Source organism: Phaeobacter gallaeciensis DSM 26640 (genome assembly GCF_000511385.1).
GTDB lineage: Bacteria > Pseudomonadota > Alphaproteobacteria > Rhodobacterales > Rhodobacteraceae > Phaeobacter > Phaeobacter gallaeciensis.
This window is the reverse complement of record NC_023137.1, coordinates 2,463,769-2,489,982: the sequence shown is the minus strand read 5'-3', so window position 1 is coordinate 2,489,982 and position 26,214 is coordinate 2,463,769. Positions and strand designations below refer to the sequence as shown.

The following is a 26,214-nucleotide window of genomic DNA, read 5'->3' as shown; positions in this document are numbered from 1 at the left end:
AAGAATGGGGTGGAACTGGGCGGTCTTTTGCCTGAGATCCATTTCTGGCCGATGCAATGACGTCATTCGGACGTAAATGGCAAGAGGCCCCGGCGCGTTACCGGGGCCACTGCAGGCGTTAGACGCTTACTCGGTGCGGTACCAGTCAGCTGCGTTCCACAGCTCGGTGTCCCAGACGTTCAGATCCACGCCACCTAGGGTGTTGGAGCGCGCGGACAGACGACCACGGTGCACCAGCGGAATCATGCCACCTTTTTCGACGATGATATCGTTCAGGCGCTTGGCGATTTCCGCGCGCGCTTCCAGACCAGCCGTTTGGGACAGTTCGGCGTGCAGCTTGTCGAATTCCTCATCGCAGAAGCGGGAGATGTTCTCACCCTGCCACTGGCTGTCAGGACGCGGTGCCTTGTCGCACAGACCGTTGCCCAGATAGGATTGCGGGTCGGTGCCATTGAAGGTGTTTGCGTACATTTCGACGTCAGCATAGAACTTCTGGAAGGTGTCGGGGGAACCCGGATCACCACCGAAGAAGACCGAAGAGTTGATGTTGCGCAACTCGGTCTCAATGCCGATTTCGCTCCACCACTGTTTGATCAGCGCCTGGAAATCCTGACGCACGGCGTTGGTCGAGGTCTGGTACAGGATTTTCATTGGCTTGCCGTCGGGTGTTTCCCGCACGCCATCACCGTTGGTGTCCTTGTAGCCGGCTTCGTCCAGCATCGCGTTAGCGGCGGCGAGATCCTGAGTGGAGCAATCGAAGGTATCCGACGCAAAGGCTGCAGGGGCAGGAACCCAGTTACAGCCGACTTTGCCTGCCTTGCCATAGCCGATTTCCACCAACAGCGGACGGTCGATGGCCAGTGACATAGCTTTGTAGACCGCAGGATCGCTGAGGAACGGATGCGGGCGGATCACCGAACGCTCATCCGGGCCAAGCGCCGGATCAGGGTTGGTGTTGTTCAGCATGATACGCTCAACCAGAGGGCCAAAGCCCGCGACTGGCACGCCTTTGCCGCCAGTTTCCATCTGCGCGATGACTTCGGGGGCCAGCTGGAGATTCCAAGCATAGTCGAACTCGCCGGTTTCCATAACGGCACGACCTGCTGCGGTTGCGTCGCCGCCACCTTTGAACAGAACCTTGGCAAAGGCAGGCTTCGCCGGGTCACGGTAGTTGGTGTTGGCCGACATGGTGATCACGTCGTTAGGCTTGAACTCATCGACGACAAACGGGCCAGTGCCGATGGGGGCGAAGTTGGCGGTGGTGCATTCGGGTGCCTTGGCACCGACGCAATCAGCAAACTGCGCAGCCTGGATGATCGGGCTTTCGCCGCCGACAAAGGGGCCGTAGGGGAAGGGGGTCGGCTTGTCGAAAGTGACCTTGACGGTCAGATCGTCGACCGCTTCGACGCTGGTGACGCCTTCGAATTTGGTGACCTGTGCGCAGCCGCCTTCGGGGTGCATACAGTAGTCAGCGGTGAATTTCACATCCTTGGAGGTGAAAGGCGTGCCATCAGACCAAAGAAGGCCAGGCTTGATCTTCCAGGTGATCGAGGTGAGATCTTCGCTCACGCCGCCATTGTCGACAGTGGGGATCTCTTCAACCAGATACGGAACCATTTCGCCCTGTGGGTCGTAGCGTGCCAGCGGTTCGATCACCAGTGACGCCGATTCCACATCCTTGGTGCCGCCCGACAGGAACGGGTTCAGGATGGAGGGGGCTTGCCAATAAATAATGTTAACCTGGCCGTCCGATCCCCGTTCGGCAAAGGCTGCGGGGGCAAGCGCGGCTGACGCAATTGCACCCAGCAAAAGGGTCTTAATTTTCATAATTCACTCCTTGTCGGACACGTATGTGCCTTCTTTTGACCGGGTTTGTTGCACCCCGGAGATTTGCCACATCGCTGTGGTCTGTGCGGTTGAGCACGCGGTCTCTGCCGGGTTGTGGCTGCGATCACGTTACCGCGATCATGGCTTGCAACCGGAGGCAGGCGTGGCTGCACTGCGAGTATCGAATACAGACTCCTGCCAAATTGCAAGACTTGCAGCCGAGAAAAAATTGGGCAGGCTCTGGCCGTGGGTTTGACGGGGTCAGCGCAGGTGCGTACACCTTTCTGTTAACGCCATCGAAAAAAGAAAAATACGAAGGGGACGTCACGGTGCTGGATCAACCAATCGCGCAAATCAAAGGGCTCCGGGTGGAGTTTCAGACCAAAGACGGCCCGGTGGTGGGCGTCAAGGATGTCTCCTTTGATGTTAATCCCGGCGAAACCGTTTGCATTGTTGGCGAATCCGGGTCTGGTAAATCGGTGTCCTCGCTGTCACTGATGCGTCTGGTTGAGTTTGGTGGCGGCGATATTACGTCGGGGCAGCTGCTGTTTGACCGCCGCGACGGGGGCGAAGTTGATCTCGGCAAAACCGATCAGGCGCTGATGAAACAGATTCGCGGCAATGAGATCGGAATGATCTTTCAGGAGCCGATGACCGCGCTGAACCCGGTGTTCACCGTCGGGCGTCAGCTGACCGAAGGGTTGCGGATCCACAAAAAACTCAGCAAGAAAGACGCCGAAGCACGCGCGCTGGAACTGCTGCGGGAGGTCCGTATCCCAGAGCCGGAACGCCGCCTGAAGCAATACCCGCATGAATTGTCGGGCGGAATGCGTCAGCGCGTGGTGATCGCGATGGCGATGGCCTGCGAGCCGCGTCTGCTGATCGCGGACGAACCAACAACCGCGCTGGATGTCACCATTCAGGCCGAAATCCTTGCGCTGATGGACCGGCTGAAGCGGGAAACCGGCACCGCGGTGATGTTCATCACCCATGATATGGCGGTGGTCGCGCAGATGGCAGACCGTGTGGTTGTCATGTTCCGTGGTAACAAGGTCGAAGAAGGCACCGTCAAGGAGATCTTCGAAAACCCGCAGCATGACTATACCAAAGCCCTATTGGCGGCGGTTCCCAAGCTGGGCGAGATGCGCGGCAAGGACTACCCGGAGCCGATGAAGCTGATGGGCGTGGAGCAGCAGGAAATCGCACCGATCAAGGGCAGCGATGAGGTGCTGCTGGACGTGCGCAACCTGGTGACCCGTTTCCCGGTGAAGGGGGGCATCCTGCGCCGTACCGTGGCCAATGTGCATGCGGTCGAAGATGTGTCTTTCAAGGTGTTCAAAGGGCAGACCCTGTCGCTGGTCGGTGAATCTGGATGCGGCAAATCCTCTGCTGGGCGGTCGATCCTGCGACTGGTGGAGCCGCAATCCGGCGCGGTGGAATTCGAAGGCCGCGATATCCTTGGCCTGAACCAGAGCGAGCTGCACAAGGCGCGGCTTGATATGCAGATGATCTTTCAGGATCCTTTTGCCTCTCTCAATCCGCAGATGCAGCTGCTGGACCAGGTGGCGGAGCCGATGCGCAACTACGGTCTGGCTTCTGGTTCAGAACTGCAGGACCGGGTCGCCAACCTGTTTGACCGGGTGCATCTGCCGCGCAGCTTCATGCGCCGCTATCCGCATGAGATGTCCGGCGGTCAGCGCCAGCGTATCGCCATTGCCCGCGCCCTCGCACTCAATCCGAAACTGATCGTCGCGGATGAGGCGGTGTCGGCGCTGGACGTGTCGGTGCAGGCGCAGGTCTTGAACCTGATGATGGAACTTCAGGCCGAACTGGGGTTGTCGTTCCTGTTTATCAGCCATGATATGGCCGTTGTTGAACGTGTCAGCCATCAGGTCGGTGTGATGTATCTGGGCCGCATTGTCGAACTCGGACCGAGGGCGCGCGTGTTTGAGAACCCGCAGCACGCATATACACAGGCCTTGATGAAGGCGGTTCCGATCGCTGACCCCAACCAGCGCAAATCGGAGAAGGATCTGAACTTCAAACCGATTCCGTCGCCGATCCACGATCTGAACTACGAGCCCGAGCCCTCGCAGTATATTGAGGTGGAACCGGGGCATTTTGTTCTGACCACTGATAGCGGTTACTAAGCGCATGACAGAACAGCTCAGCCCGCTGGAGATCATGACCAAGCTGATCTCTTTTCCTACCGTCAGCAGCGAAACCAACCTGCCGCTGGTGGATTGGGTTGAGGGCTATCTGGCCAGTCACGGCATCACTGCGCACCGATGGGTGGATCCGGATCAGCCACATAAAGCGGCGGTTTTTGCCCATGTCGGCCCTGATGTGGAAGGGGCGGTGGTCCTGTCCGGGCATACGGATGTTGTGCCGATTGAGGGGCAGCCCTGGGACAGTGATCCTTTCACGGTGGTGGAGCGGGACGGAAAGTATTTTGGGCGCGGCACCTGCGATATGAAAGGCTTTGACGCCTTGGCGATCTGGGCATTGGTCGCCGCGCACCACCGAGGTGTCGCGCGGCCTTTGCAGCTTGCGCTCAGCTTTGATGAGGAGGTGGGCTGCACCGGCGCGCCTCCGATGATTGTCGCGATGCAGGAGGTTCTGCCCAAGGGATCTTGTGTTATCGTTGGTGAGCCTTCGGTGATGCGCCCGGTGACCGGGCACAAGGGCGGTATCGGCTACAGCACCCATCTGGTGGGTTTTGAGGTGCACAGCTCGCTCATGCACACGGGTGTCAGTGCTATCATGCAAGGTGCGCGACTGATTGATTGGGCCAATGCGCGCAATGCGGAGAATATGGCCAAGACGCCAGATGACGTTGCGTCGCTATTCACGCCGCCCTTCACCACCTGCCATGTCGGTATGATCAATGGCGGCACAGCGCATAATATCACGGCAAAGGACTGTCGTTTCGTAATGGATTTCAGGGTTGTCCCCGGCGAATCTGCGGCGGAGTGGGAGAGCGCCTATCTGGCCAAGGTGCGTGAGGTCGAAGCGGAGATGCAGGCGGTCCATCCCGACACCCGTATCGACGTTAGCAAGAAGTTCAACGTGCCGGGTCTGGTTCCTGAGGTGGAGGGCGAGGCTGAAACTCTGGTGCGTGCGCTCACCGGGGACAACGGCACTCATGTGGTGAGCTATGGCACCGAGGCCGGGCAGTTTCAGGAGGCGGGCTATTCCGCTGTGATCTGCGGTCCCGGTGATATCGCGCAGGCGCATCAGCCGAATGAGTATGTTGAGGTGGCGCAGTTCAACGCAGGCCACCGTTTCATGCAGCAGCTGATTGAGCGGCTTGCGACCTGAGAACCGGGCGGCGCGGTTTTGGGACGCCCTGCCTGGGCTGATCATGGCCGATGGCGATCTGCTTGCACCTGGTTACTTGATAAGGCAAGTTTTCTGTCAGAGAGTGCTCGCGGATACCCCTGTTCGCGCTGCCGCCTGACGATCTCCCTGCTGTGCTGCCTTGCACCATTGCACATAGAAGGGCGGGGTTGTGACGGACCATTTGGAGGAAACACCCATGCCGATCAAAAACCGCCTGTCCGAGATGCACGCTGAGATCACCGGCTGGCGGCGTCACCTGCATCAGATGCCGGAGCTGCTGTATGAGGTGCACAAGACGGCGGCATTTGTTGAGGAGAAGCTGCGCAGTTTTGGTATCAGCGATATCACCACCGGTGTCGGTCGCACCGGGGTTGTCGCTGTCATTGAGGGTAGGACCAACACCTCTGGTCGTGTGATAGGCCTGCGTGCCGATATGGATGCGCTGCCAATTACTGAGGCGACGGGGCTGGATTATGCCTCCCAGACGCCGGGGCTGATGCATGCCTGCGGCCATGATGGCCACACTTCTATTCTGCTCGGCACCGCAAAATATCTTGCTGAGACCCGCAATTTTGATGGCCGGGCGGTGTTGATCTTTCAACCCGCAGAAGAAGGCGGCGCCGGCGGCAAGGCGATGTGTGACGACGGCATGATGGAGCGTTGGGGTATTGAGGAGGTTTATGGCCTTCATAATGCGCCGGGCATTCCGGTTGGGGAATTTGCCATCCGCTCCGGTCCATTGCTGGCGTCCTCCGATGAATTCGAGATTCTGGTAACCGGTGTGGGGGGACATGCGGCGACCCCGCATGAAGCCATTGATACCACATTGGTGGCATCTCAGATCGTGGTATCTTTACAATCTATCGTGTCGCGCAATATCGATCCGCTGAAACGTGTGGTCCTGACTGTTGGCACCTTTGAAACCGACAGCACCGCCTCCAATGTGATTGCGCATACAGCCCGGCTGCAAGGAACAGTGCGCACCCTCGACACGGAATGCCGAAGCCAGGCCGAGACCCGCGTACGCCGTATTGCGCAGGATATCGCGTCGGCCTACGGCGCGCAGGCTGAGGTGACCTGGACGCCGGGCTATCCGGTGACCGTGAATACCGAGGCCGAGACCGGCTATGCGGTTGAGGCGGCCCGCGCGGTGGCGGCGAAGGTTAGCGATAATACTGACCCGATCATGCCGTCAGAGGATTTCGCCTATATGCTGGAAGAGCGTCCGGGCGCCTATATCTTCCTTGGCAATGGGGACACTGCCATGTGCCACCACCCGGCCTATGATTTCGACGATGAGGCGATCCCGCTGGGATGCAGCTGGTTCGCCGAACTGGTCGAACGACGTATGCCCGCAGCCTGAGGATTAGCCGATGCCCGTGAAGAACCGCTTTGCTGACATGCACGCTGAAATCACCGCCTGGCGTCGGGACATCCATCAGCACCCGGAAATCCTCTACGAGACCCATCGCACCAGCGCGCTGGTGGCCGAGAAACTGCGTGCCTTCGGCTGTGACGAGGTGGTGACGAGGATCGGCCGGACCGGTGTCGTCGGGGTGATCCGAGGGCGCAGCGACACACAGAACCGGGTGATTGGTCTGCGTGCGGATATGGACGCGCTTCCCATGGCAGAGGATACCGGCCTGCCGCATGCCTCGCAGAATGAGGGGGCGATGCACGCCTGCGGTCATGACGGCCATACCGCGATGCTTCTGGGGGCGGCCAAATACCTGGCAGAGACCCGCAACTTTGACGGCGCGGCGGTGGTGATTTTTCAGCCCGCCGAAGAGGGCGGCAATGGCGCTGAGGCCATGTGTAAGGATGGTCTGATGGACCGCTTCGGTATTGACGAGGTCTATGCCATCCACAATTCTCCGGGGCTTGATATCGGCAAATTCGCTCTGCGCTCCGGGCCGATCCTGGCTTCCGTTGATGAGTTCATCATTCGTCTGCAAGGGCGCGGTGGCCATGCGGCCAAACCACAGGAAACCGCCGATACCACGGTGATGATGTGCCAACTGATCACCGCGCTACAAACCATCGTGTCGCGCAATGTCGATCCCGTGATGCAGGGCGTTTTGTCGATAACCTCGGCTGAGACATCGTCAAAGGCCTATAATGTCATCCCAGACCGGGCGGAGGTGAAAGGCACCATTCGCACCCACTCGCCGCAGGTTCGTGCACAGATCCCGGAGCGGCTGCGTGCGGTCACTGCGGGGATCGCGCAGAGTTTTGGCGGCTCTGCGGAGGTAGAGTTTGTGAACGGGGTTCCCGTGACCATCAATGATGCAGCGGCGACTGATTATGCCCATGAGGCAGCCGTGGCGGTGGCGGGCGACTGTGAGGAGGTGGCACTTGCCATGGGCGGAGAGGATTTCTCCTTCATGCTGGAGGAACGCCCCGGTGCCATGATCCGCGTGGGCAATGGCTCCTCAGCCGGTCTGCATCACCCGGCCTATGACTTCAACGACGATGCCATCCCGGCCGGATGCAGCTGGTTCGTCACCCTGATCGAACAGCGGCTACCAATGCCCTGATTGGAAAGTGTTGTCTGCATCAACCGTCATTCAACTGAAAACAGCGCGGACCAAGATCGTCAGCGCATTGATAGAGAAAAAGGACCTTACCATGCCTGTGAAAAACCGTTTTGCCGAACTGCAAGGCGAAGTCACCGCCTGGCGCCGTGATATCCACGAGAACCCTGAAATTCTGTTTGAGACCCATCGCACCAGCGCGCTGGTTGCGGAGAAGCTGAGAGAGTTTGGCTGCGACGAGATTGTCACCGGCATCGGCCGCACCGGCGTTGTGGGGGTGATCAAGGGCAAGTCTGACAGTTCCGGCAAGGTGATCGGCCTGCGCGCCGATATGGACGCGCTGCCGATCCACGAACAGACCGGTCTGGACTATGCCTCCAAGACCGATGGCGCGATGCACGCCTGTGGCCACGATGGCCATACTGCAATGCTGTTGGGGGCGGCCAAATACCTGTCCGAGACCCGCAACTTTGATGGCACCGTGGTGGTGATTTTCCAGCCCGCTGAAGAAGGCGGCGGTGGCGGCAAGGAAATGTGTGACGACGGTATGATGGATCGCTGGAACATCCAGGAAGTCTACGGCATGCACAACTGGCCGGGCCGTCCGGTTGGCTCCTTCGCAATCCGTCCGGGCGCGTTTTTTGCGGCGACCGATCAGTTTGATATCACCTTTGAAGGACGCGGCGGTCACGCGGCGAAGCCTCAGGAAACCATCGACACCACCGTGATGTCGGCGCAGGCCGTACTTGCACTGCAGACCATCGCCTCGCGTAACGCCGACCCCGTGCATCAGATCGTTGTCTCGGTGACCTCATTTGAGACCTCCTCCAAGGCGTTCAACGTCATCCCGCAGAGTGTTCAGATCAAGGGAACTGTGCGCACCATGTCGGGTGAAATGCGTGATCTCGCGGAGAAGCGGATCAATGAGATTTGCGATGGCATTGCCGCGACCTTTGGCGGCACGGCGGATGTCACCTATCATCGTGGATATCCGGTGATGGTGAACCATGACGAACAGACCGAGTTTGCCGCAAAGGTGGCGCGGGATATCTCTGGTGGCTGCGATGATGCGCCCCTTGTGATGGGCGGCGAAGATTTCGCCTTCATGCTGGAAGAGCGTCCCGGCGCCTATATCCTGGTCGGCAATGGCGATACCGCTGCCGTTCACCACCCGGAGTACAACTTCAACGATGAGGCCATTCCTGCTGGGTGCAGCTGGTGGGCCGAAATTGTCGAACAGCGGATGCCCGCCGCCTGATCACTGAGGCGAGAGACCAGTTAAGAGGATCGCCTGTCCTGGTGTGGGCAGGCGATTTTTTTTGGCGTTATCTAGGGGAAAGCCTGCTCGCGCTTAGCTTGCGGACCAGAGGTCCTGATAGACGGCGTCGATTCCATCGGCCTCCGCACGGGCGCTGAAGGCGTGGACCGCCAGATCGCGGCCAGCTTTTCCCTGTTGGAACAGCCTCTCCGGCGTCGACAGAAACTGACCAGCGGCGTCAGCTGCTGCTTCTGCGGCCTCCAGCGGCACTACGGTACCGACGGTGCCCTGCGCTGAAAATGCGCGGTAATATCCGGTGTCCGAGCCGACAAAGGGCACAGCACTGGCCAACCCCTCCAGCGGGGCCATGCCGTAGCCTTCGTAGCGGGGCAGCTGCATCACCAGCGACAGCGCCCGCATCACGCGTGGCAGATCGCTTGCGGGGATTTCACCAGGAAAGAGAATGCGTTCGCTAAGGCCCGCTGCGGCGATCTTTGCCTGCAAGCCTTTCATAAATCCCTGATGCTCCCGCGCGGCACGCCCGATCACCAGTGCGACCGCGCCGGGGTGTTTCGGCAAGAGGCGCAGCATGGCGTCGACGAACAGGTCGGTGCCTTTCTCCGGGCGAATACGCCCGACGGTGGCAATCCCCTGCTGGCCGCCGTAGCCAAGTGCGGCCCACGCCGAGCTGCGGTTCTCCGCCGGTGTAAAGAGATCGGTGTCGACCCCATGCGGCACCACAGCACGCACATGGGGGACATAGGTTGCGGCGGCTTCGGTGGTGGCAATCACCGCATCCATGCGCGAGATCAGCCAGCGCGGAAAGGCAGAATGCCGCCGTTGCGCCGCCGAGGTGAAGACAATCCGCACCGGCAGGCGCAGGACGTCGCGCGCCCAGATCGCGGCGCGCATTTCGGTGTTGCGGCGCACATGCCAGATGGCAAAAGGGCGGGACGGGTCATGTAGGCGTGATGCGGCGCGGGCGGCGGAGATGCTGATCGGATCCGGGCAACCAGGCAGGGGACGTCCGACCAGCGCCATGTCATAGCGCTGTGCCTGCTGGCGGATCACATTTGCAGCGGTCGCCGAGACACCGGTGAAATTGCGATTGAAATTGGTGACAAGGAGGTCAGCCATCCGAGGGTTCCAATCAGTTGTCTCGCGGCGTCGGTGCAAGGGCCAGTTGACTGATCAACAGATCAACCACGCCATCAAGCGCTGCCGCCTGTGCCTCGACCACCCCGCGCGCAGCAGTGCGAGCCGTGTTAAGGGCGGTGTCATCCGTCAACCAATGCTGGACTGCCCCTGCCAACGTTGGGGCGTCGCTAACCTCAACCGCGCCACCGGCGTCGATCAGCGGCGGGTAGGTCTCGGCAAAGTTGGAATAGCCCGGCCCGGTGATCACGGCGGCGCCGGCCTGCGCCACTTCAAAGGGATTATGCCCGCCGATGGGGGCAAGAGAGCCGCCTAGAAACACGATTGGCGATAGCGCATACCAAGTCCCGACTTCGCCCAGCGTGTCGGCCAGATAGACCTGCGTGTCAGGGGTGAGGGCGTCGCCTGCGCTGCGACGGGCAACGCTGAGGTCGGCCTCTTCGATCAGCGCGGCAATCTCGTCAGCGCGCTCCGGGTGACGCGGAGCCAGCAGCAGGCAGAGATTGGGGGTCTCGGCCAGCAATGCCTTATGAGCCGCAATCACGGTCTCCTCTTCGCCACGGTGGGTGGAGCTTGCGATCCAGACCGGGCGCGCTCCCAGCTCGGCCTGAACTGAGGCGAGGACGGTCTGATCGACAGGCAGCGGTGCGGAGCCGGCCTTCAGGTTGCCGCTGGGATGAACGCGATCAGCTGGGGCGCCAAGGTCGGTCAGGCTCTGGCCCATTTGCGGGTTCTGGCTGAGCAACACATCGAAATGCTGCATGACAAAGGCTGCGGTTGCCGGTTTGGATTTCCACCGCGCGATGGAGCGGGCCGAAAGCCGGGCATTGACCAGTGCCAGCCGCACGCCGGAACGTTTGGCCGCGTCCAGCGTTACCGGCCACAGCTCGCTTTCGACAAAGAGCGCCGCATCGGGCTGCCAGTGACGCAGGAACCGGCGCACCGGTGCGGTGGCGTCCAGCGGCGCAAACTGGTGGCGGCAATGTCCGGGCATCCGTTTCGCCATCATCTCAGCCGAGCTGGCCGTGCCAGACGTGAGCAGGAATTCGGCCCCGGGCAAGCGTGGGCTCAGTTTGTCGATCAGGCTCAGCGCTGCGAGGCTTTCGCCGACGGAGGCCCCGTGAAACCAGATCAGCGGAGCAGGGTGGCCATCCGGGGTCTGTGGTGTTGGGCGCGGCTGGCTCGCATAGCCCAGCCGTTCGCGCTGGCGTGCGGGTGAGACACCGTGATTGGCGAGCTTTCCCGCCACCTTGCGATAGGCAAAAGGCGTCACCGCCGCGGTGATGCCGCGATAGAGGTGAAACAGCAGCGACGGAGCGCTGGTCCTGGGGCTGGTCATCTCAGCCGCCGGTATGGCTCATGTGACGGGGCATTTGCCCGTCGAGTTTCTGCCGCGAATAGTCGAAATCATGACCTTTGGGTTTCAGGGTGATCGCGGCACGGATCGCATCTTCCAGCGCCTGGTCATTTTTGGGATGATCGCGCAGCGGGGCACGCAGGTCTGCCATGTCTTCCTGGCCCAGACACATGTACAGCTCCCCCGTGCAGGTGAGGCGCACCCGGTTACAGCTTTCGCAGAAGTTATGGGACAGCGGTGTGATGAAGCCGATTTTCTGGCCGGTTTCTTCCAACCGGACATAGCGTGCCGGTCCGCCCGTGCGCTCCGCCAGATCGGTGACGTTGTAGTGGTCGTCATAGGCGCGGCGCACATCTTTCAGAGACCAATACTGCCCGAGACGGTTTTCATTGCCGATATCGCCCATCGGCATGACCTCAATCCAGGTGAGATCCATATCTCGTTCTGCGCACCAGCGAGTAATGGCGGACAACTCGTCTTCGTTGAAGCCTTTAAGGGCGACGGCGTTGATCTTGATCCGCAGACCGGCCTTTTGGGCGGCATCAATCCCGCGCAGCACCTGCGGCAGGCGGCCCCAGCGGGTGATGTCGGCGAACTTTCCCTCATCAATGGTATCAAGCGAAACATTCACCCGTCGGACACCTGCGTCGTAGAGGTCTTGGGCATATTTCTCCAGCTGGGAGCCATTGGTGGTCAGCGTCAGCTCCTTCAGCGCGCCACTTTCGAGATGGCGTGTCATGGAGCGGAAGAAGGTCATGATGCCCCGACGCACCAGCGGTTCGCCCCCGGTAATGCGCAGTTTCTCAACACCCAGATTGACGAAGGTTGAGCACATCCGGTCCAGCTCTTCCAGCGTCAGCAGCTCCTTCTTAGGTAAGAAGGTCATGTTCTCGGACATGCAGTAAACGCAGCGAAAATCGCAGCGGTCGGTGACCGAGACACGCAGGTAGGTGATGGCGCGGGCGAAGGGATCGATAAGCGGAGCAGTCATCCTTACTAGGTAAAGCGGGGGCGGGCTTGCGGCAAGGGCTGAGTTTGGCTGAGGGTCGGATTGCCGCTGGCAAAGCTGTGAGGCCAGAGCTAGTGTCACGCTATGCGTTATTCTGTTTTGATCCTGTCTTCTGTCGTGCTGCTTGGGGCCTGCGGCCCGTTGCAGTGGAATTCCTCCGTCTTGGGTGGGCAACGCTCCGCCGCTCCGGTTGCTGATCCGGTCGATGATACGGCGGGGAGCGTACCGCTGGCCCCGGGTGTCGAGCAAACCCCGTTGGACGGCACGGGTGGCCAGCAGGTGGCCTCTGCGGGGACCGCCTCTGGCTATACCGGGCGTGCCTCAACCGTTGCCAGCCTCGGCGATCCGTCGCAATCGGGGCTCTGGATGGAGACGCCGCTGGTTGATAGCCCGCAGGTTGCCCGCGTGCGTTCGCCGCGCGGCACTGAAGTTACGCTGACCCTGCGGCCCATCGGTGGCGATACCGGCGCGGGCAGCCGGTTGTCGATTGATGCCATGCGGGCGCTTGGATTGCCGCTGACTGAGCTGGTCGAGGTGCAGGTGCTGCCGGCAGCCTGACGGACCGCATGGATGCAAACAAAAGGCGCGATGGTCTGCCCTCGCGCCTTTTGTTTTGTGTGTCGCCGTCTTGTATGGCTAACTACTGTGCGGCTCGCGCCCCTGTTGGATCGCTTTCGGAGGCAGGCAGGTATTTCGCAGCTTCCTTGCGGGCAAAGGGTTTCATCGCAGCGCCATGTTCGGCCAGAAACGCGCTGCTGCGGTCAGCGTCATGTTTGCTGAGGTCACGGAGCCACCAGGCGATGGCTTTCTGAATGAACCAGTTGCGATCCGGCACATAGGTCGCTGCCCAGCCGAGGATCCGCTCACGCGTGGCCAGTTCTTCGGCTTTCGGGTTTGGCAGTTTCGCCCATGGCAGGGTCGAAACCAATGCGGCGCGGCGGGTCCACATATGATCGCTGGCCGTCCAGCCCTCAACTGTGTCCAGCCGCTCAGGCTGCGCCTGAAGCCGTTTCTGGATGGCCGAGGCAGCGTGGTCGGCAATGGCCCAGCTGTCAAAATCCGCTAGCCAGCTTTGCAGAAGTTCCCAGACCTCCGCGTCTTCCTTGATCCGCGCCTGGGTGAGCAGCTTCGCCGCTGCGATCCGGGCTTCGAACACATCGCTGGCCCAGAGCTCCTGCGCCAGCGCGCAGCGGGCTGCTACGCCGTCTCCTTCTGCGGTCAGTTGCTGGCGCCACTCCTGGCTGAGGCTGTTGATGACGGGATTTGGAACCCCCAGCACCCGTCGCTTTTGCTTGTGGTAGCTCGTCATCTGGGCTGCGCGCGCAGGCTCTGCGGCGTTCTCTAGCGCGGCCAAGGCCACCTCGATCGTCAGCCGGCTCATTCCACGGTCACCGATTTGGCAAGGTTGCGTGGCTGGTCGACATCCGTGCCCTTGGCTATTGCGGTGTAATAGGCGATCTGCTGTGCCGGTACGGCGTAGAGGATCGGCGCCAGCGTGTCGGGCACTTGCGGCATTACGATCACCTCATGGGTGCCATCGCCCGCGATTTTAGCCCCTTCGGCATCCGTCACGAGGATCACCTTACCGCCGCGCGCCATCACCTCCTGCATGTTGGAGACGGTCTTGTCGAACAGGGCGTCGCGGGGGGCGAGGACCACCACCGGCACCTTTTCGTCGATGAGGGCGATAGGCCCGTGTTTCAACTCGCCACTGGCATAGCCTTCTGCGTGGATATAGCTCAGCTCTTTGAGTTTCAGCGCGCCTTCCAGCGCCAGCGGATAGAGCTGCCCGCGCCCCAGGAAGATAATGTCCTGCGCCTTGGCCAGCCCGCGGGCTGAGGCGGTGATTTGCTTCTCTCCTGCCAGCGATTGGTGAATCAGCCCGGGCAGGGCGCGCAGATCGGCAGGCATGCCCTCCGGCAGGGGTAGGCCACGTTGCTCAGCCGCGCGCAAGGCCAGCAGCAGAAGGATCGACAGCTGACAGGTGAACGCCTTGGTCGAAGCAACGGAAATCTCAGGGCCCGCGTGCAGCGGCAGCACCACATCGCTTTCGCGCGCGATGGAGCTTTCGGGGACGTTGACCAGCCCGACGATCTGCTGTGCTTTGCCGTCCATGTAACGCAGCGCCGCCAGCGTGTCGGCGGTCTCGCCCGACTGCGAGACAAACAGGGCCAGCGTCTTCTCTGAAACGGGAGGCTCGCGGTAGCGGAATTCGGAGGCGACATCGACCTCAACCGGCATCCGGGCGATTTGTTCGAACCAGTATTTCGCAACCATGCAGGCATAAAACGCGGTGCCGCAGGCCACCATTGTCAATCGCTCGATCTTGGTGAAATCAAGTTCTGCCGGGAGCGCCAGCTGTCCGTCATCGCTCAGGTAGGCCTTCAGCGCGCGGTCAATGGCCACCGGCTGCTCGGCGATTTCCTTGGCCATGAAGTGCTTGTGGCCGTCCTTGTCGACGCGGGCATTGGCCAGCTGTATCTGGCGTTTCTCGCGGTTGGCAATGGCGCCGCGCTGATCCCGGATCTCAAGGCTGCGGCGCGTCAGGACGGCAAAATCGCCTTCCTCCAGATAGGTGATCTGATCGGTGAAGGGCGCGAGCGCAATGGCGTCGGAGCCAACAAACATCTCACCGTCACCATGGCCGATTGCCAGGGGCGATCCCTTGCGGGTGGCGATCATCAGATCCTCTTCGCCCTCAAAGAGGAAAGCCAGCGCGAAGGCCCCCTCCAGCCGCGCGACGGTTTCACGCGCGGCCTCCACCGGAGACCTGCCATCGCGGATCAGGGCCTCGCAAAGGAGGGCAACCGTTTCGGTATCCGTATCTGTCTGAAAGGTGATGCCTTTCTGAGCCAACTCGTCGCGCAGATCCTTGAAATTCTCGATGATGCCATTGTGGACAACCGCGACGTCACCGGCCCGGTGGGGGTGGGCATTGCCGACTGTTGGCGCACCATGGGTGGCCCAGCGGGTGTGACCAATGCCGGATTTGCCGGGCAGAGGTTCATGCACCAGCAGATCGGAGAGGTTCACCAGTTTGCCAACGGCGCGGCGACGGTCCAGCGCGCCACCGTTGACCGTGGCGATGCCCGCGCTGTCATAGCCGCGATATTCAAGCCGCTTCAGCGCCTCAACCAGAATGGGGGCTGCTTCGTGATTGCCAAGAACGCCGACGATGCCACACATTATTCGGCTCCTTTGCTCAGGCGGGCTTTCTTGGCGCGCAGCATATCCATCAGCTTGCGCGCGCGGCCGGGTTTGTTCTGTTGTTCCGTGCGGGCAATGGCCAACGCGCCGTCCTCAACTGATTTGGTGACGACAGCACCTGTCGCGGTCATGGCTTCATTGCCAATGCGGACCGGGGCGACCAGCATGGTGTTGGAGCCGATAAAGGTCCCGGCGCCGATTTCGGTGCGATGTTTCATCACGCCGTCGTAGTTGCAGGTAATGGTGCCCGCGCCGATGTTGGTCGCTGCGCCCACGCTGGCATCGCCAATGTAACTCAGGTGATTGACCTTTGCTCCCTCGGCGATTTCGGCGTTTTTGATTTCCACGAAATTGCCGATGTGGGTGTTCTCGGCCAGCTCCGCACCAGGACGCAGGCGGGCGTAGGGACCCACCTTGGAGCCGCGCGAGATATGGCAGCCCTCAAAATGGGAGAAGGCCCGGATAAACACACCGCTTTCCACCGTGACCTCTGGGCCGAATACGACATTGGGTTCGATGATCGTGTCGCGACCGATAACCGTGTCGAAGGCCAGGTAGACGGTCTCAGGGTCCATCAGCGTAACACCATCGGCCATCAGCTCGGCGCGTTTGCGCTGTTGGAAAACGCGATCCGCACGGGCCAGATCAGCGCGGGAGTTGATGCCAAGAGTCTCACCCTCGTCACAGGACACGGCTGTGACCCGCAGCCCATCGGTGCGTGCCAGTTCCACCAGATCGGTGAGATAATATTCACCCGAGGCATTGGCGCTATCAACCCGGTCGATCAGCGCAAACATCTGCGCCGCATTGCCTGCCATCAGGCCTGAGTTGCAGAAATCAATCGCCCGCTCTGCCTCGGTTGCGTCTTTATATTCGACAATCCGCTCAAGGCTGTCGCCCTCCATGACCAATCGGCCGTAGCGCGCGGGATCAGCCGCAGTGAAGCCAAGCACCACCAGATCGGCGTTCTGTCGTGCGGCCAGCATCCGCTGCAGTGTCTCAGCGCTGACGAAGGGCGTGTCGCCATAAAGCACGACGATATCACCCTCGAAATCGGACAAGGCGTCACGGGCTTGCGCAACCGCATGTGCGGTGCCAAGCTGTTCTTCCTGAACAACAATTTCAGCCTCTTCGTCGATTTCGGCCATCACGGCGCGCACGTAGTCTGCCCCGTGACCGGCCACAACAATCGTGCGCTCCGGGGCAAGCGTGCGCCCTGCGGACAGCGCGTGTTCCAGCATTGGGGCGTGGGCAATGGGATGCAAAACCTTGGGCAGGTCGGAGTTCATCCGGGTGCCTTTGCCTGCGGCCAGAATGACGAGGGCGGTGCTCATGTGATGTTTTCTCTTTGTCTTTTCAGCGCCCCCGTTTTATCCGCTAACAGCAGGCGCGCAAGGCAAAGCGCCATCAAACAAGGTTGCGGCTTGCAACAAGCGGTGGCGAAAACGCGCCGAGAGGGGGCAGATATGCGAACGGTTATCTTCGATCTTGATGGCACTTTGGCGGATACATCCGGGGATCTGTTGGCGGCTGCCAATGCTTGCTTTCGTCAGATGGGGCTCGGTGATCTGCTCACCCTGCCGCAGGATGCCGGGGTAGCGCTTCGCGGCGGCAAGAGCATGCTGACGACGGGGCTGAAGCGGGTTGATCGCTACAGCGAAGATCTGGTTGAGGAATATTATCCTGTGTTGCTGAAGCAGTATCGGGACGCGATTGATCTTCATACTTTTATGTATCCGGGCGCTATGGAGGCGGTCGAACAGTTGAAGGTGGACGGGTTTCGTGTGGGCATCTGCACCAACAAGCCCGAAGCCTTGGCCGAGAAACTGACCCGGAGCCTTGGCGTGCGCGATGCGTTTCATTCGCTTGTCGGGGCCGATACTCTGCCTGTGCGCAAACCTGATCCCGCGCCCCTGCGCGAGGCCGCGCGCCGGGCTGGCGGCGACCCGGAGCGGACCATTCTGATTGGTGATACCGAAACGGACCGCAAAACCTCCGCTGCTGCCGGTGTTGCCTCGGTGTTGGTCACCTTTGGTCCGTCCGGCGGCGACCTTGAGGCGCTGCGCCCGGAAGCGCTGTTGCAGCGGTTCGAGGATCTTCCGGCGCTGGCTGCACGTCTATTGCCGCTTTAGTCGCGAAGTATGCCACTGGCCGGGGCTTGACCTTGGGCAGTCGGACGCAGACAAACGCAGTATGACAGAGATTTTCAGCGGCAGCTTTACCCAGCAGGAACCCATCCCGGAAGAGGCCATCGCCGCCGCCGTCGAGGTGATGCGCCACGGGCGATTGCATCGCTACAACGTGGCTGATGGCGAGGCGGGGGAAGTGACCCTGCTGGAGGAGGAATTCGCAGCACAGATGGGTGTGCCCTATGCGCTTGCGGTGGCCTCTGGTGGCTATGCGCTGGCGACAGCGCTGCGTGCGGTCGGGGTGAAGCCGGGCGACAAGGTCCTCACCAACGCCTTCACCCTTGCGCCGGTGCCGGGGTCAATTGCGGCTGTGGGCGCAGATCCGGTTTATGTCGGCGTCACTGAGGCGCTGACGCTGGATCTGGAGGATCTGGAGCGACAGCTTTCGGTTGACGGGCACCCGCGCGTTTTGATGCTGTCGCATATGCGCGGGCATCTCTGTGATATGGACCGGTTGATGGTGATCTGCGACGCCGCTGGAGTCACCGTGATCGAGGATTGCGCCCACACCATGGGCGCGCGCTGGAATGGGGTGCTGTCGGGCCGCCATGGTGCGGTTGGTTGCTACTCCTGCCAGACGTATAAGCATGTGAACTCAGGCGAGGGTGGTCTGCTGGTGACCTCGGACCCGGACATCGCCGCGCGCGCGATCATGCTATCTGGGTCGTATATGCTCTATGAGCGGCATCGCGCAGCGCCGGGGCCAGAGGTGTTTGAGCGGATAAAATACGAAACCCCGAATATCTCCGGGCGGATGGACAATCTGCGTGCGGCCATCCTGCGCCCGCAGCTGCGGGATCTTGATCAACAGGTGCAGCGCTGGAACGACCGATATCAGCAGATCGAGGCTGGTCTGCGCGATACGCCGGGTTTGCAACTGGTGGAGCGCCCGCAGCAGGAGCACTATGTCGGCTCTTCCATTCAGTTTCTGCTGCTGGACTGGTCGGCGCAGAAAATCACCGAGCTGCTCAGCCGTTGCGCGGCGCGGGGAGTTGAGCTGAAGTGGTTTGGCGCGCCGGAACCTGTGGCCTTTACCTCTCGCTATGACAGCTGGCGCTATGCGGAAGCACCAGAGATGCCCGCAAGTGACCGGGTGTTGCACGGCGTCATCGATATGCGTGTTCCGCTGACATTCTCGCTGGAGGACTGCGCGCAGATTGCCCGCATCATCCGCGCGGAGGTGGCGACGGTGTTTCAGGCAAAGCCTAACTAAAGGCCCAACACGGACAGATTTAGGTTGGTCTGGCTGCGCAGAGTTGCCGCTCAGATGGCATCCAGCGCGGCGCGATTGTTCTTGCCGATCCGCGCAACAAGCTGCTTTTGTCTGGCACGCGGCGGGATGGGTCTGGCGCTTGCAGTACCATGCATCGAGCCGCAGATTAGATCTGGGAAAAGCAGTGTCAGTTCTTCTTGTGCGCCAGGTGACAAGGCCGCGAGCGACTGTTCGGTGACCAGCAAGCTTTCACTTGGCGCGCCATTGGCAAACACAATCTCGTGGTTGTCAAACAGCATATGATAGTAGGTGACAGCTGCGCGGTCTTCGTTAACGTAGATACCGGGCAAGGCGGTCAGGCGAATGGCTGGGATCAGCACTTCGAATTGACCAAACATGCGTTGCGCCACGCGCGAGCGGATCAGCATGCGGTGCTGGCGTGAGACCTGTAGCGGCTGACTTGGCAGTCCGGGGCCAAGCGCGCCTGCTTCGATCCGAACCGGGCAGAGCTTGGCGTTGTCTGCCATCTGTGCTGGCGACACGCTGCGCTTGCCGATCCAGCGCAGCGGCCTCGGTCCGTTTTCGGTCAGGATGATGTCGCCTGCCGCCAATGTCTCTATCATGCGGGGGCCGCTGGCTGTTTCGATCAGCGTGCCATTGCAGAAGCAGACCATCAGCGAAATATTGTCGACGATTGCGCCCAGGCTGTTGTCGCTGCCCAGTTCTGTCAGGCGCAGCGTGTATTGGCCTGCGCTGGGGAAATCGACATTCAGGCTGGCCTGGGTGAAGCTGTTGGCGGTTGGCAGCACCGACATCGACGCGATAACGGCCCCGCCGGCATCCAGAATTTCAACGGTGAACCCTTCGGTTCCGGCCTGGTTCAGCGATGCCGTGCGTAGGGCGGCATCCAGTGTCAGTGAGGTCTGGATCGGATTGTTGACGGTGAAAGATTGCTCCATGACCGTGGTCTGACCGGATTGTCCGTCCATCTCGGCAACACGATTGGACGACCCGTTCCCGAGATAGGCGTTCTCGGTGTAGCTGGTTTCGAGGTCGGTCCCGTCCCAATTTGCGGAGCCACTGTCGAATGTGCCGTTGATGATCAGGTCACGCATTGGGGGTCTCATGTCTTTCAAAGCTAAACGATTTACTAACGTCTGACTAAGGCAGGAGTGTGGCGGTTGCTAGTGCTGCTTGTTGATAGCGGACCGGGTGGCGAAGAATTCTTGGTCTGCAACGCGGCGTTGTTGACTGTGAGCGAGGGATATGTCAGTTAATGAACAACTGTTCAATAACTGACGGCTTCGGGAGAAAACGATGTTCAACGCAAGCATGACCTTTGATCTGGGCGAAGATGTGAACGCCCTGCGCGACATGGTGCACCGCTGGGCGCAAGAACGCGTCCGCCCGATGGCGCAGGAGATTGATCAGAAAAACGAATTTCCGGCAGAACTCTGGCAGGAGATGGGGGAACTGGGTCTGCTCGGTATCACCGTGCCCGAGGAATTCGGCGGCGCTGGCATGTCTTATCTGGCCCATACCGTCGCGGTTGAGGAAATCGCGCGGGCCAGTGCCTCGGTATCGCTTTCCTATGGCGCGCATTCGAATCTCTGCGTTAACCAGATCAAACTGAACGGCAATGCAGAGCAGAAAGCCAAATATCTACCGCGCCTGGTGTCTGGTGAGCATGTTGGCGCGCTGGCAATGTCGGAGGCGGGCGCCGGTTCTGACGTCGTCTCGATGTCGTTGCGCGCGGAAAAGCGCAATGACCACTACCGCCTCAATGGCAATAAATATTGGATCACCAACGGCCCTGATGCTGACACGCTGGTGGTCTACGCCAAGACAGATCCGGAGGCGGGGTCAAAAGGGATCACGGCCTTCCTGATCGAGAAAGAGATGAAGGGCTTCTCCACCTCGCAGCATTTCGACAAGCTGGGGATGCGTGGCTCCAACACCGCCGAGCTGGTTTTCGAAGACGTGGAAGTCCCCTTTGAAAATGTGCTGGGCGAAGAGGGTAAGGGCGTGCGTGTCCTTATGTCCGGTCTAGACTATGAGCGCGTGGTGCTGGCCGGGATCGGCACCGGTATCATGGCGGCCTGCATGGATGAGATGATGCCCTATATGAAAGAGCGCAAGCAGTTCGGTCAGCCCATCGGGAACTTCCAGCTGATGCAGGGCAAAATCGCCGATATGTACACTGCGATGAACACGGCCCGTTCCTATGTTTATGAGGTCGCGAAGGCTTGCGACAAGGGCACGGTAACCCGTCAGGATGCTGCCGCTTGCTGTCTTTATGCATCTGAGGTCGCCATGACCCAGGCGCATCAGGCGGTGCAGGCCTTTGGCGGTGCGGGCTATCTCTCGGACAACCCGGTGGGCCGGATTTTCCGCGATGCCAAACTGATGGAGATTGGGGCCGGTACTTCGGAAATCCGCCGGATGCTGATTGGCCGCGAATTGATGGGCCAGATGTAACGACGCTCGTGCCTAGGGCGGGTCCGTAGGGCGGCCTGCGCGTATGATGCGCGGATTATCTGCAAAACGAGAAAGCGGCGCGCCTCCCAGCGCGCCGCCCCTCCCTGAAGTACTCGTCTCAGTCTTTTACTCGTCAAAAGGATCAGAAGCGGTGAACGTAGCCAAAGCCAACAGTGACCGGATCGATCTCGGCGGTGCCGATTTTGGTGCCGTTGAGGGTCACATCGGTTTCGATGTCCATGTAGCGGACATTCACCCGCAACGCGCCGCGATCAGAGATCTGCCAGTCTGCACCAAGGTTCAGCGCCAGTCCGACACTGTCATCAAGCGAGATCACGCCCGCGGGGGAGCTTTCCTCAAAAAAGGTCGTGTAGTTGATGCCGATGCCGACAAAGGGTTTGAACTTGGTCTGGGTCGGAAAGTGATAGTTCACCGACAGGGTCGGCGGCAGATGCTTGGTGGTCGCGGTGTAGGCGCCGTTCAAGGAGATATCATGTTCGAACGGGCTGGCGGCCAGAAGTTCGATGCCGATGTTGTCGCGGATGAAATACTCCGCAGTGAAAGTCAGAGCGGTATCGTCGTCAATTGTCGCCGCCGCGCCGGCAACGGTGCCGTTGTCGGACTTCGGATTGACGTTGGCGATACCGACGCCAAGGGTCCAGTCCCCTTGGGACTGGGCAAGAGCGGGGCCGGCCAGTGCTGCCAGTGCAGTGCTAAGAGCCAGGGCGGAAACCATACGGGTCATTGGGACTATCCCTCTTCTATCGTGGTCGGGTCGTTTGTTTGCAAAGAACGTATGCGCCTCAGGCAGCGACGGAACACTGATCTGGATCAAGAAGTGGCGTGCTTTCCCTTTGGGAATGCAGGGAAAAACTGCATATCTGATATGCATTCTGCGAAAGGCTTGGCATGAGTGGCGTTGCTGGACATACAGTGTATCCTGGATTGCGCGCCGACGGCGGCTGGCAGTTTCCCGCCTGTCTGAACATGGCAGCGCAGGCGCTGGATCATCCGGAGGAGCAGGTCGCCCTCATTGATCTGACCTCTGGGGCCCGGCGCGACGTCCGCTATGGTGAGTTGCGGCAGATGGTCGATATGGTAGCGCGCGATCTGATGCGGCGGGTGCAGCCCGGCGACCGTGTCGGTGTGTTGCTCAGCCAATCTGTGGATTGCGCAGTGGCACATCTCGCGATCTGGAAAATCGGTGCCATTTCCGTGCCGTTGTTCAAGCTGTTCCAACACGATGCGCTGGCCTCGCGTATTGGCGATGCGGGGCTTGAGCTGGTGCTGACGGATGGCGCAGGCGCGGAGCAACTGGGAGTTCTGGCGCGCCCGCTGCTGGTGGCGGATATCCTATCGGCAAGCGCAGATCACAGCGGCCATCTCCTGCCTTATGCGGAAACCACACCAGAGACCCCGGCAGTGCTCATCTACACGTCCGGCACCACCGGCAGCGCCAAGGGCGCGCTGCATGGTCACCGTGTGCTTTCTGGCCATTTGCCCGGCGTGGCCATCAGCCATGATCATCTGGGCCAGCCGGGTGATTGCCTGTGGACCCCTGCGGATTGGGCATGGATCGGCGGCCTGTTCGATGTGCTGATGCCGGGTCTCGCGCTGGGCGTGCCGGTGGTTGCCGCACGGCTGGACAAATTCACGCCGGAAGCCTGCGCCGAGGTTGTTGCACGGGGCGACGTGCGCAATGTGTTTTTCCCGCCCACCGCGTTGCGCCTGCTGAAGGCGGCGGGGCAGGGGCTCGACGGTCTGCGCTCCGTTGCCAGCGGTGGAGAGTCCCTGGGCGCAGAGATGCTCGCCTGGGGCCAGCGTCACCTGGGCGTGACCATCAACGAGTTCTACGGCCAGACCGAATGCAACATGACGGTGTCCTCCTGTGCCGCAGATTTTCCGGTGCGGCCGGGCTGCATCGGCAAGCCGGTTCCGGGATGTGTGGTCGAGGTGATAGACACCGACGGCACCCCCACAAAAGGTGAGGGCGATGTCGCCGTGCGCCGGGGGGCGGCGTCGATGATGCTGGAATATTGGAACCGCCCCGAGGCGACGGCTGAGAAATTTCGCGGCGATTGGCTGGTCACCGGAGATCGTGGCATCTGGGAGGGGGACTATCTGCGTTTTGTCGGGCGCGAGGATGACGTTATTACCTCCGCCGGCTACCGCATCGGCCCGGCGGAGATCGAAGACTGCCTGATGACGCATCCGGCAGTGGCGACGGTGGGGGTTGTCGGCAAACCCGACGCGTTGCGGACCGAGATCGTGAAAGCCTATGTGGTGCTGAAAGCCGGCGCCACGGCCACCGAGAAAGAGCTTCAGGATCACGTCAAACAGCGCCTTGCCAGCTATTCCTATCCGCGTGAAGTGGCGTTCGTTGAGGCGCTGCCGATGACCGTGACCGGCAAGGTGATCCGCAAGGAATTGAAGGCGCGGGCTGCGGGGGAGGAGGAAGGATGAAACAGCCGGTCCTTTCCGTTCTTGCAGCCTGTGCTTGCGCTTTGGGCGCGTCCTTTCCTCTTACTGCGGCAGGTGAGGAGACCCCCATTTTTGATACAGCCGGTTTTCTGAGCGCTTGCTCTGGATTTGTCCCCGATGTTGGCTTTGCGGTGCCCATGGACACTCAATGCGTCTCGCAGGCCGTCCGCATGTGCAACATGAGCCAAGAAAACAAGGCTTTACAGTATTGTGTTGAAAGCGCCGCGGCGTGGTTGGAGGCGGATGGAGCGCGCATCGTTAGCCAGATGCCCGACTTCGACAAAAGTGTTCTTGATGGCAACGGGCCTGCAGGTCTGTCTCTGCCCATGCCTGCTATGGGTGACGCTCCCGATTGTACCAAGATTTCGGACCCCAATTTGCCTTCCGAAGTAGTGTGCCGCTATTCGGAGGCACTTTCAGAATGGCTCAAACTAAGAGTTCTGATGCGCAGTGAGGATATGATCGGGGAGGCAAGCCAATGATCCAAAGTGTTGCTTACCCGGCGCACGCGGCCCCAAACGCGAATATAGATCTCAACCCTATAACGGGAGAGTGGACATGAAACTCACATCCAAGGCAATGCCTTCCTCCGAGGGCTTCAAACAAAACACCAAGGCCCATCTGGAGGCTCTGGCCGAGATCAGCGAGGCGGCGGAGGCCGCGCGCATGGGCGGCGGCGAGAAATCCCGCGCCCGGCACGAAAGCCGCGGCAAGATGCTGCCGCGCCGCCGGGTGGCGAACCTCTTGGATCCCGGCTCTCCGTTTTTGGAGATCGGCGCCACTGCGGCGCATGCCATGTATGACGGTGCTGCGCCTGCGGCGGGTGTCATCGCGGGCATCGGCCGGGTGCACGGGCAGGAGGTCATGGTAGTCTGCAACGATGCCACCGTGAAAGGTGGCACCTACTACCCGATGACGGTGAAGAAACACCTGCGCGCGCAGGAAGTTGCCGAGGAAAACCACCTTCCCTGCATCTATCTGGTCGACTCAGGCGGTGCCAACTTGCCCAATCAGGATGAGGTCTTCCCCGACCGCGACCATTTCGGGCGGATCTTCTACAATCAGGCCCGGATGTCAGCCAAGGGCATCCCACAAATCGCGGTGGTCATGGGCTCCTGCACTGCGGGCGGCGCCTATGTGCCTGCAATGTCGGATGTGACCATCATCGTGAAGGAGCAGGGCACCATCTTCCTGGCCGGCCCGCCGCTGGTGAAGGCCGCTACCGGCGAGGTTGTCAGCGCCGAGGATCTGGGTGGCGGTGATGTGCACACGCGGCTGTCTGGCGTGGCCGACTATCTGGCCGAAGATGATGCCCACGCGCTGGCGCTGGCGCGGCGCGCGGTGCAGTCGCTGAACATCACCAAGCCGCTGACGGTGAACTGGGCCAGCCCGGAAGAACCCGCCTATGACCCGGAGGAAATCCTCGGCGTGGTGCCGGGTGATTTGCGCACGCCCTATGACATCCGCGAGGTGATCGCGCGTTTGGTGGACGGCTCGCGGTTCGACGAGTTCAAGCCACGGTTTGGCGAGACCCTGGTCACTGGCTTTGCCCACCTCAAGGGCTGTCCGATCGGCATTATCGCCAACAACGGTGTGCTGTTCTCCGAAGCCGCCCAGAAAGGCGCGCATTTTGTCGAACTGTGCAGCCAGCGTAAGATTCCGCTGGTGTTCCTGCAGAATATCACCGGCTTCATGGTCGGCCGCAAATACGAAAACGAAGGCATCGCACGCCATGGCGCCAAGATGGTGACGGCGGTGGCGACCACCAACGTACCGAAGGTGACCATGCTGGTCGGCGGCTCCTTTGGGGCGGGCAACTACGGCATGTCGGGGCGTGCGTATTCCCCGCGCTTCCTGTGGACCTGGCCCAACTCCCGCATTTCGGTGATGGGCGGCGAACAGGCGGCGGGCGTGCTGGCGACAGTGAAACGCGATGCCATCGAACGTCAGGGCGGCAGCTGGAGCACGGAGGAGGAAGCCTCCTTCAAGCAGCCAACCATCGACATGTTCGAGGAGCAGAGTCACCCGCTTTATGCCTCCGCGCGGCTTTGGGATGACGGCATCATCGACCCGCGCAAATCCCGCGACGTGCTGGCCCTGTCGCTCAGCGCTGCCCTGAATGCCCCGATCGAAGACACGCGCTTCGGCGTCTTCCGGATGTGAG

The 26,214-nt window shown here is 60.8% G+C and carries 21 protein-coding genes; 12 read left to right on the top strand and 9 right to left on the bottom strand.

Annotated features, from left to right (window positions below; all coding sequences use genetic code 11):
- Positions 1-126: 126 nt before the first annotated feature.
- On the bottom strand, positions 127-1,827 hold the full coding sequence (locus GAL_RS12115; RefSeq protein WP_024097867.1) for a peptide ABC transporter substrate-binding protein: 1,701 nt from the start codon (positions 1,825-1,827) through the stop codon (positions 127-129).
- Between the two features lie 329 nt (positions 1,828-2,156).
- On the opposite strand from GAL_RS12115, the gene GAL_RS12110 reads away from it, so the two are divergent.
- From GAL_RS12110 to GAL_RS12090, 5 genes are all read left to right on the top strand, one after another.
- Positions 2,157-3,977, top strand: a complete 1,821-nt coding sequence (locus tag GAL_RS12110) for an ABC transporter ATP-binding protein (protein WP_040104161.1) — start codon at positions 2,157-2,159, stop codon at positions 3,975-3,977.
- Between the two features lie 4 nt (positions 3,978-3,981).
- Positions 3,982-5,148 (top strand): acetylornithine deacetylase, encoded by a 1,167-nt coding sequence (gene argE, locus GAL_RS12105; RefSeq protein ID WP_024097865.1) that lies wholly within the window; start codon positions 3,982-3,984, stop codon positions 5,146-5,148.
- Positions 5,149-5,365: 217 nt separating this feature from the next.
- The gene (locus GAL_RS12100; protein ID WP_024097864.1) at positions 5,366-6,532 is read left to right on the top strand and encodes a M20 aminoacylase family protein; all 1,167 of its coding nucleotides are present in this window, start codon (positions 5,366-5,368) and stop codon (positions 6,530-6,532) included.
- A 10-nt stretch (positions 6,533-6,542) separates the two neighbouring features.
- The gene (locus tag GAL_RS12095) at positions 6,543-7,706 is read left to right on the top strand and encodes a M20 aminoacylase family protein (protein WP_024097863.1); all 1,164 of its coding nucleotides are present in this window, start codon (positions 6,543-6,545) and stop codon (positions 7,704-7,706) included.
- Positions 7,707-7,797: 91 nt separating this feature from the next.
- The gene (locus GAL_RS12090; protein WP_024097862.1) at positions 7,798-8,961 is read left to right on the top strand and encodes a M20 aminoacylase family protein; all 1,164 of its coding nucleotides are present in this window, start codon (positions 7,798-7,800) and stop codon (positions 8,959-8,961) included.
- A gap of 93 nt (positions 8,962-9,054) precedes the next feature.
- Here the strand turns inward: GAL_RS12090 and GAL_RS12085 are convergent, their stop codons facing one another.
- The 3 genes from GAL_RS12085 to moaA are packed head-to-tail and all read right to left on the bottom strand — an operon-like array spanning position 9,055 to position 12,464.
- Positions 9,055-10,098, bottom strand: a complete 1,044-nt coding sequence (locus GAL_RS12085) for a glycosyltransferase family 4 protein (protein WP_024097861.1) — start codon at positions 10,096-10,098, stop codon at positions 9,055-9,057.
- Between the two features lie 13 nt (positions 10,099-10,111).
- On the bottom strand, positions 10,112-11,455 hold the full coding sequence (locus GAL_RS12080) for a 3-deoxy-D-manno-octulosonic acid transferase (RefSeq protein ID WP_024097860.1): 1,344 nt from the start codon (positions 11,453-11,455) through the stop codon (positions 10,112-10,114).
- Position 11,456: 1 nt separating this feature from the next.
- Entirely contained in the window at positions 11,457-12,464 is a 1,008-nt protein-coding gene (moaA, locus tag GAL_RS12075; protein ID WP_024097859.1) for a GTP 3',8-cyclase MoaA, read from the bottom strand.
- Positions 12,465-12,566: 102 nt separating this feature from the next.
- Here moaA and GAL_RS12070 point away from each other — a divergent pair, with 102 nt between their 5' ends.
- Complete coding sequence (locus tag GAL_RS12070; protein ID WP_024097858.1) at positions 12,567-13,040, top strand: hypothetical protein; 474 nt, start codon at positions 12,567-12,569, stop codon at positions 13,038-13,040.
- Positions 13,041-13,122: 82 nt separating this feature from the next.
- On the opposite strand, the gene GAL_RS12065 is transcribed toward GAL_RS12070, so the two are convergent.
- Genes GAL_RS12065 through glmU form a run of 3 tightly spaced genes read right to left on the bottom strand, consistent with a single transcriptional unit; the run spans position 13,123 to position 17,023 of the window.
- On the bottom strand, positions 13,123-13,863 hold the full coding sequence (locus tag GAL_RS12065) for a DNA alkylation repair protein (protein ID WP_024097857.1): 741 nt from the start codon (positions 13,861-13,863) through the stop codon (positions 13,123-13,125).
- A complete protein-coding gene (gene glmS, locus GAL_RS12060; RefSeq protein ID WP_024097856.1) occupies positions 13,860-15,668 on the bottom strand; it encodes a glutamine--fructose-6-phosphate transaminase (isomerizing) in 1,809 nt (602 codons plus the stop codon). The genes GAL_RS12065 and glmS overlap by 4 nt, the downstream gene beginning before the upstream one ends.
- Positions 15,668-17,023 carry a bifunctional UDP-N-acetylglucosamine diphosphorylase/glucosamine-1-phosphate N-acetyltransferase GlmU gene (glmU, locus tag GAL_RS12055; protein WP_024097855.1) on the bottom strand — a complete coding sequence of 452 codons (1,356 nt, stop codon included), beginning with the start codon at positions 17,021-17,023 and terminating at the stop codon, positions 15,668-15,670. The genes glmS and glmU overlap by 1 nt, the downstream gene beginning before the upstream one ends.
- Before the next feature lie 132 nt (positions 17,024-17,155).
- Here glmU and GAL_RS12050 point away from each other — a divergent pair, with 132 nt between their 5' ends.
- Positions 17,156-17,821 (top strand): HAD-IA family hydrolase, encoded by a 666-nt coding sequence (locus GAL_RS12050; protein ID WP_024097854.1) that lies wholly within the window; start codon positions 17,156-17,158, stop codon positions 17,819-17,821.
- A gap of 61 nt (positions 17,822-17,882) precedes the next feature.
- Positions 17,883-19,091, top strand: a complete 1,209-nt coding sequence (locus GAL_RS12045) for a DegT/DnrJ/EryC1/StrS family aminotransferase (RefSeq protein ID WP_024097853.1) — start codon at positions 17,883-17,885, stop codon at positions 19,089-19,091.
- A 50-nt stretch (positions 19,092-19,141) separates the two neighbouring features.
- Here GAL_RS12045 and GAL_RS12040 read toward each other — a convergent pair whose 3' ends face one another.
- Positions 19,142-20,206, bottom strand: a complete 1,065-nt coding sequence (locus GAL_RS12040; protein ID WP_024097852.1) for a Hint domain-containing protein — start codon at positions 20,204-20,206, stop codon at positions 19,142-19,144.
- 202 nt (positions 20,207-20,408) lie between these two features.
- On the opposite strand from GAL_RS12040, the gene GAL_RS12035 reads away from it, so the two are divergent.
- Positions 20,409-21,569 carry an isovaleryl-CoA dehydrogenase gene (locus GAL_RS12035; protein ID WP_024097851.1) on the top strand — a complete coding sequence of 387 codons (1,161 nt, stop codon included), beginning with the start codon at positions 20,409-20,411 and terminating at the stop codon, positions 21,567-21,569.
- A gap of 142 nt (positions 21,570-21,711) precedes the next feature.
- Here GAL_RS12035 and GAL_RS12030 read toward each other — a convergent pair whose 3' ends face one another.
- Positions 21,712-22,314, bottom strand: coding sequence for an OmpW/AlkL family protein (locus tag GAL_RS12030; RefSeq protein WP_024097850.1), 603 nt, complete (start codon positions 22,312-22,314; stop codon positions 21,712-21,714).
- A 164-nt stretch (positions 22,315-22,478) separates the two neighbouring features.
- Between GAL_RS12030 and GAL_RS12025 the strand changes: the two genes are divergently transcribed.
- The 3 genes from GAL_RS12025 to GAL_RS12015 all read left to right on the top strand — a co-directional run bounded on the left by GAL_RS12025 (position 22,479) and on the right by GAL_RS12015 (position 26,213).
- The gene (locus tag GAL_RS12025; protein ID WP_024097849.1) at positions 22,479-24,032 is read left to right on the top strand and encodes an AMP-binding protein; all 1,554 of its coding nucleotides are present in this window, start codon (positions 22,479-22,481) and stop codon (positions 24,030-24,032) included.
- Entirely contained in the window at positions 24,029-24,532 is a 504-nt protein-coding gene (locus GAL_RS12020) for a hypothetical protein (protein WP_024097848.1), read from the top strand. The genes GAL_RS12025 and GAL_RS12020 overlap by 4 nt, the downstream gene beginning before the upstream one ends.
- 76 nt (positions 24,533-24,608) lie before the next feature.
- Positions 24,609-26,213 carry a carboxyl transferase domain-containing protein gene (locus GAL_RS12015; RefSeq protein WP_024097847.1) on the top strand — a complete coding sequence of 535 codons (1,605 nt, stop codon included), beginning with the start codon at positions 24,609-24,611 and terminating at the stop codon, positions 26,211-26,213.
- Position 26,214 lies beyond the last annotated feature (1 nt).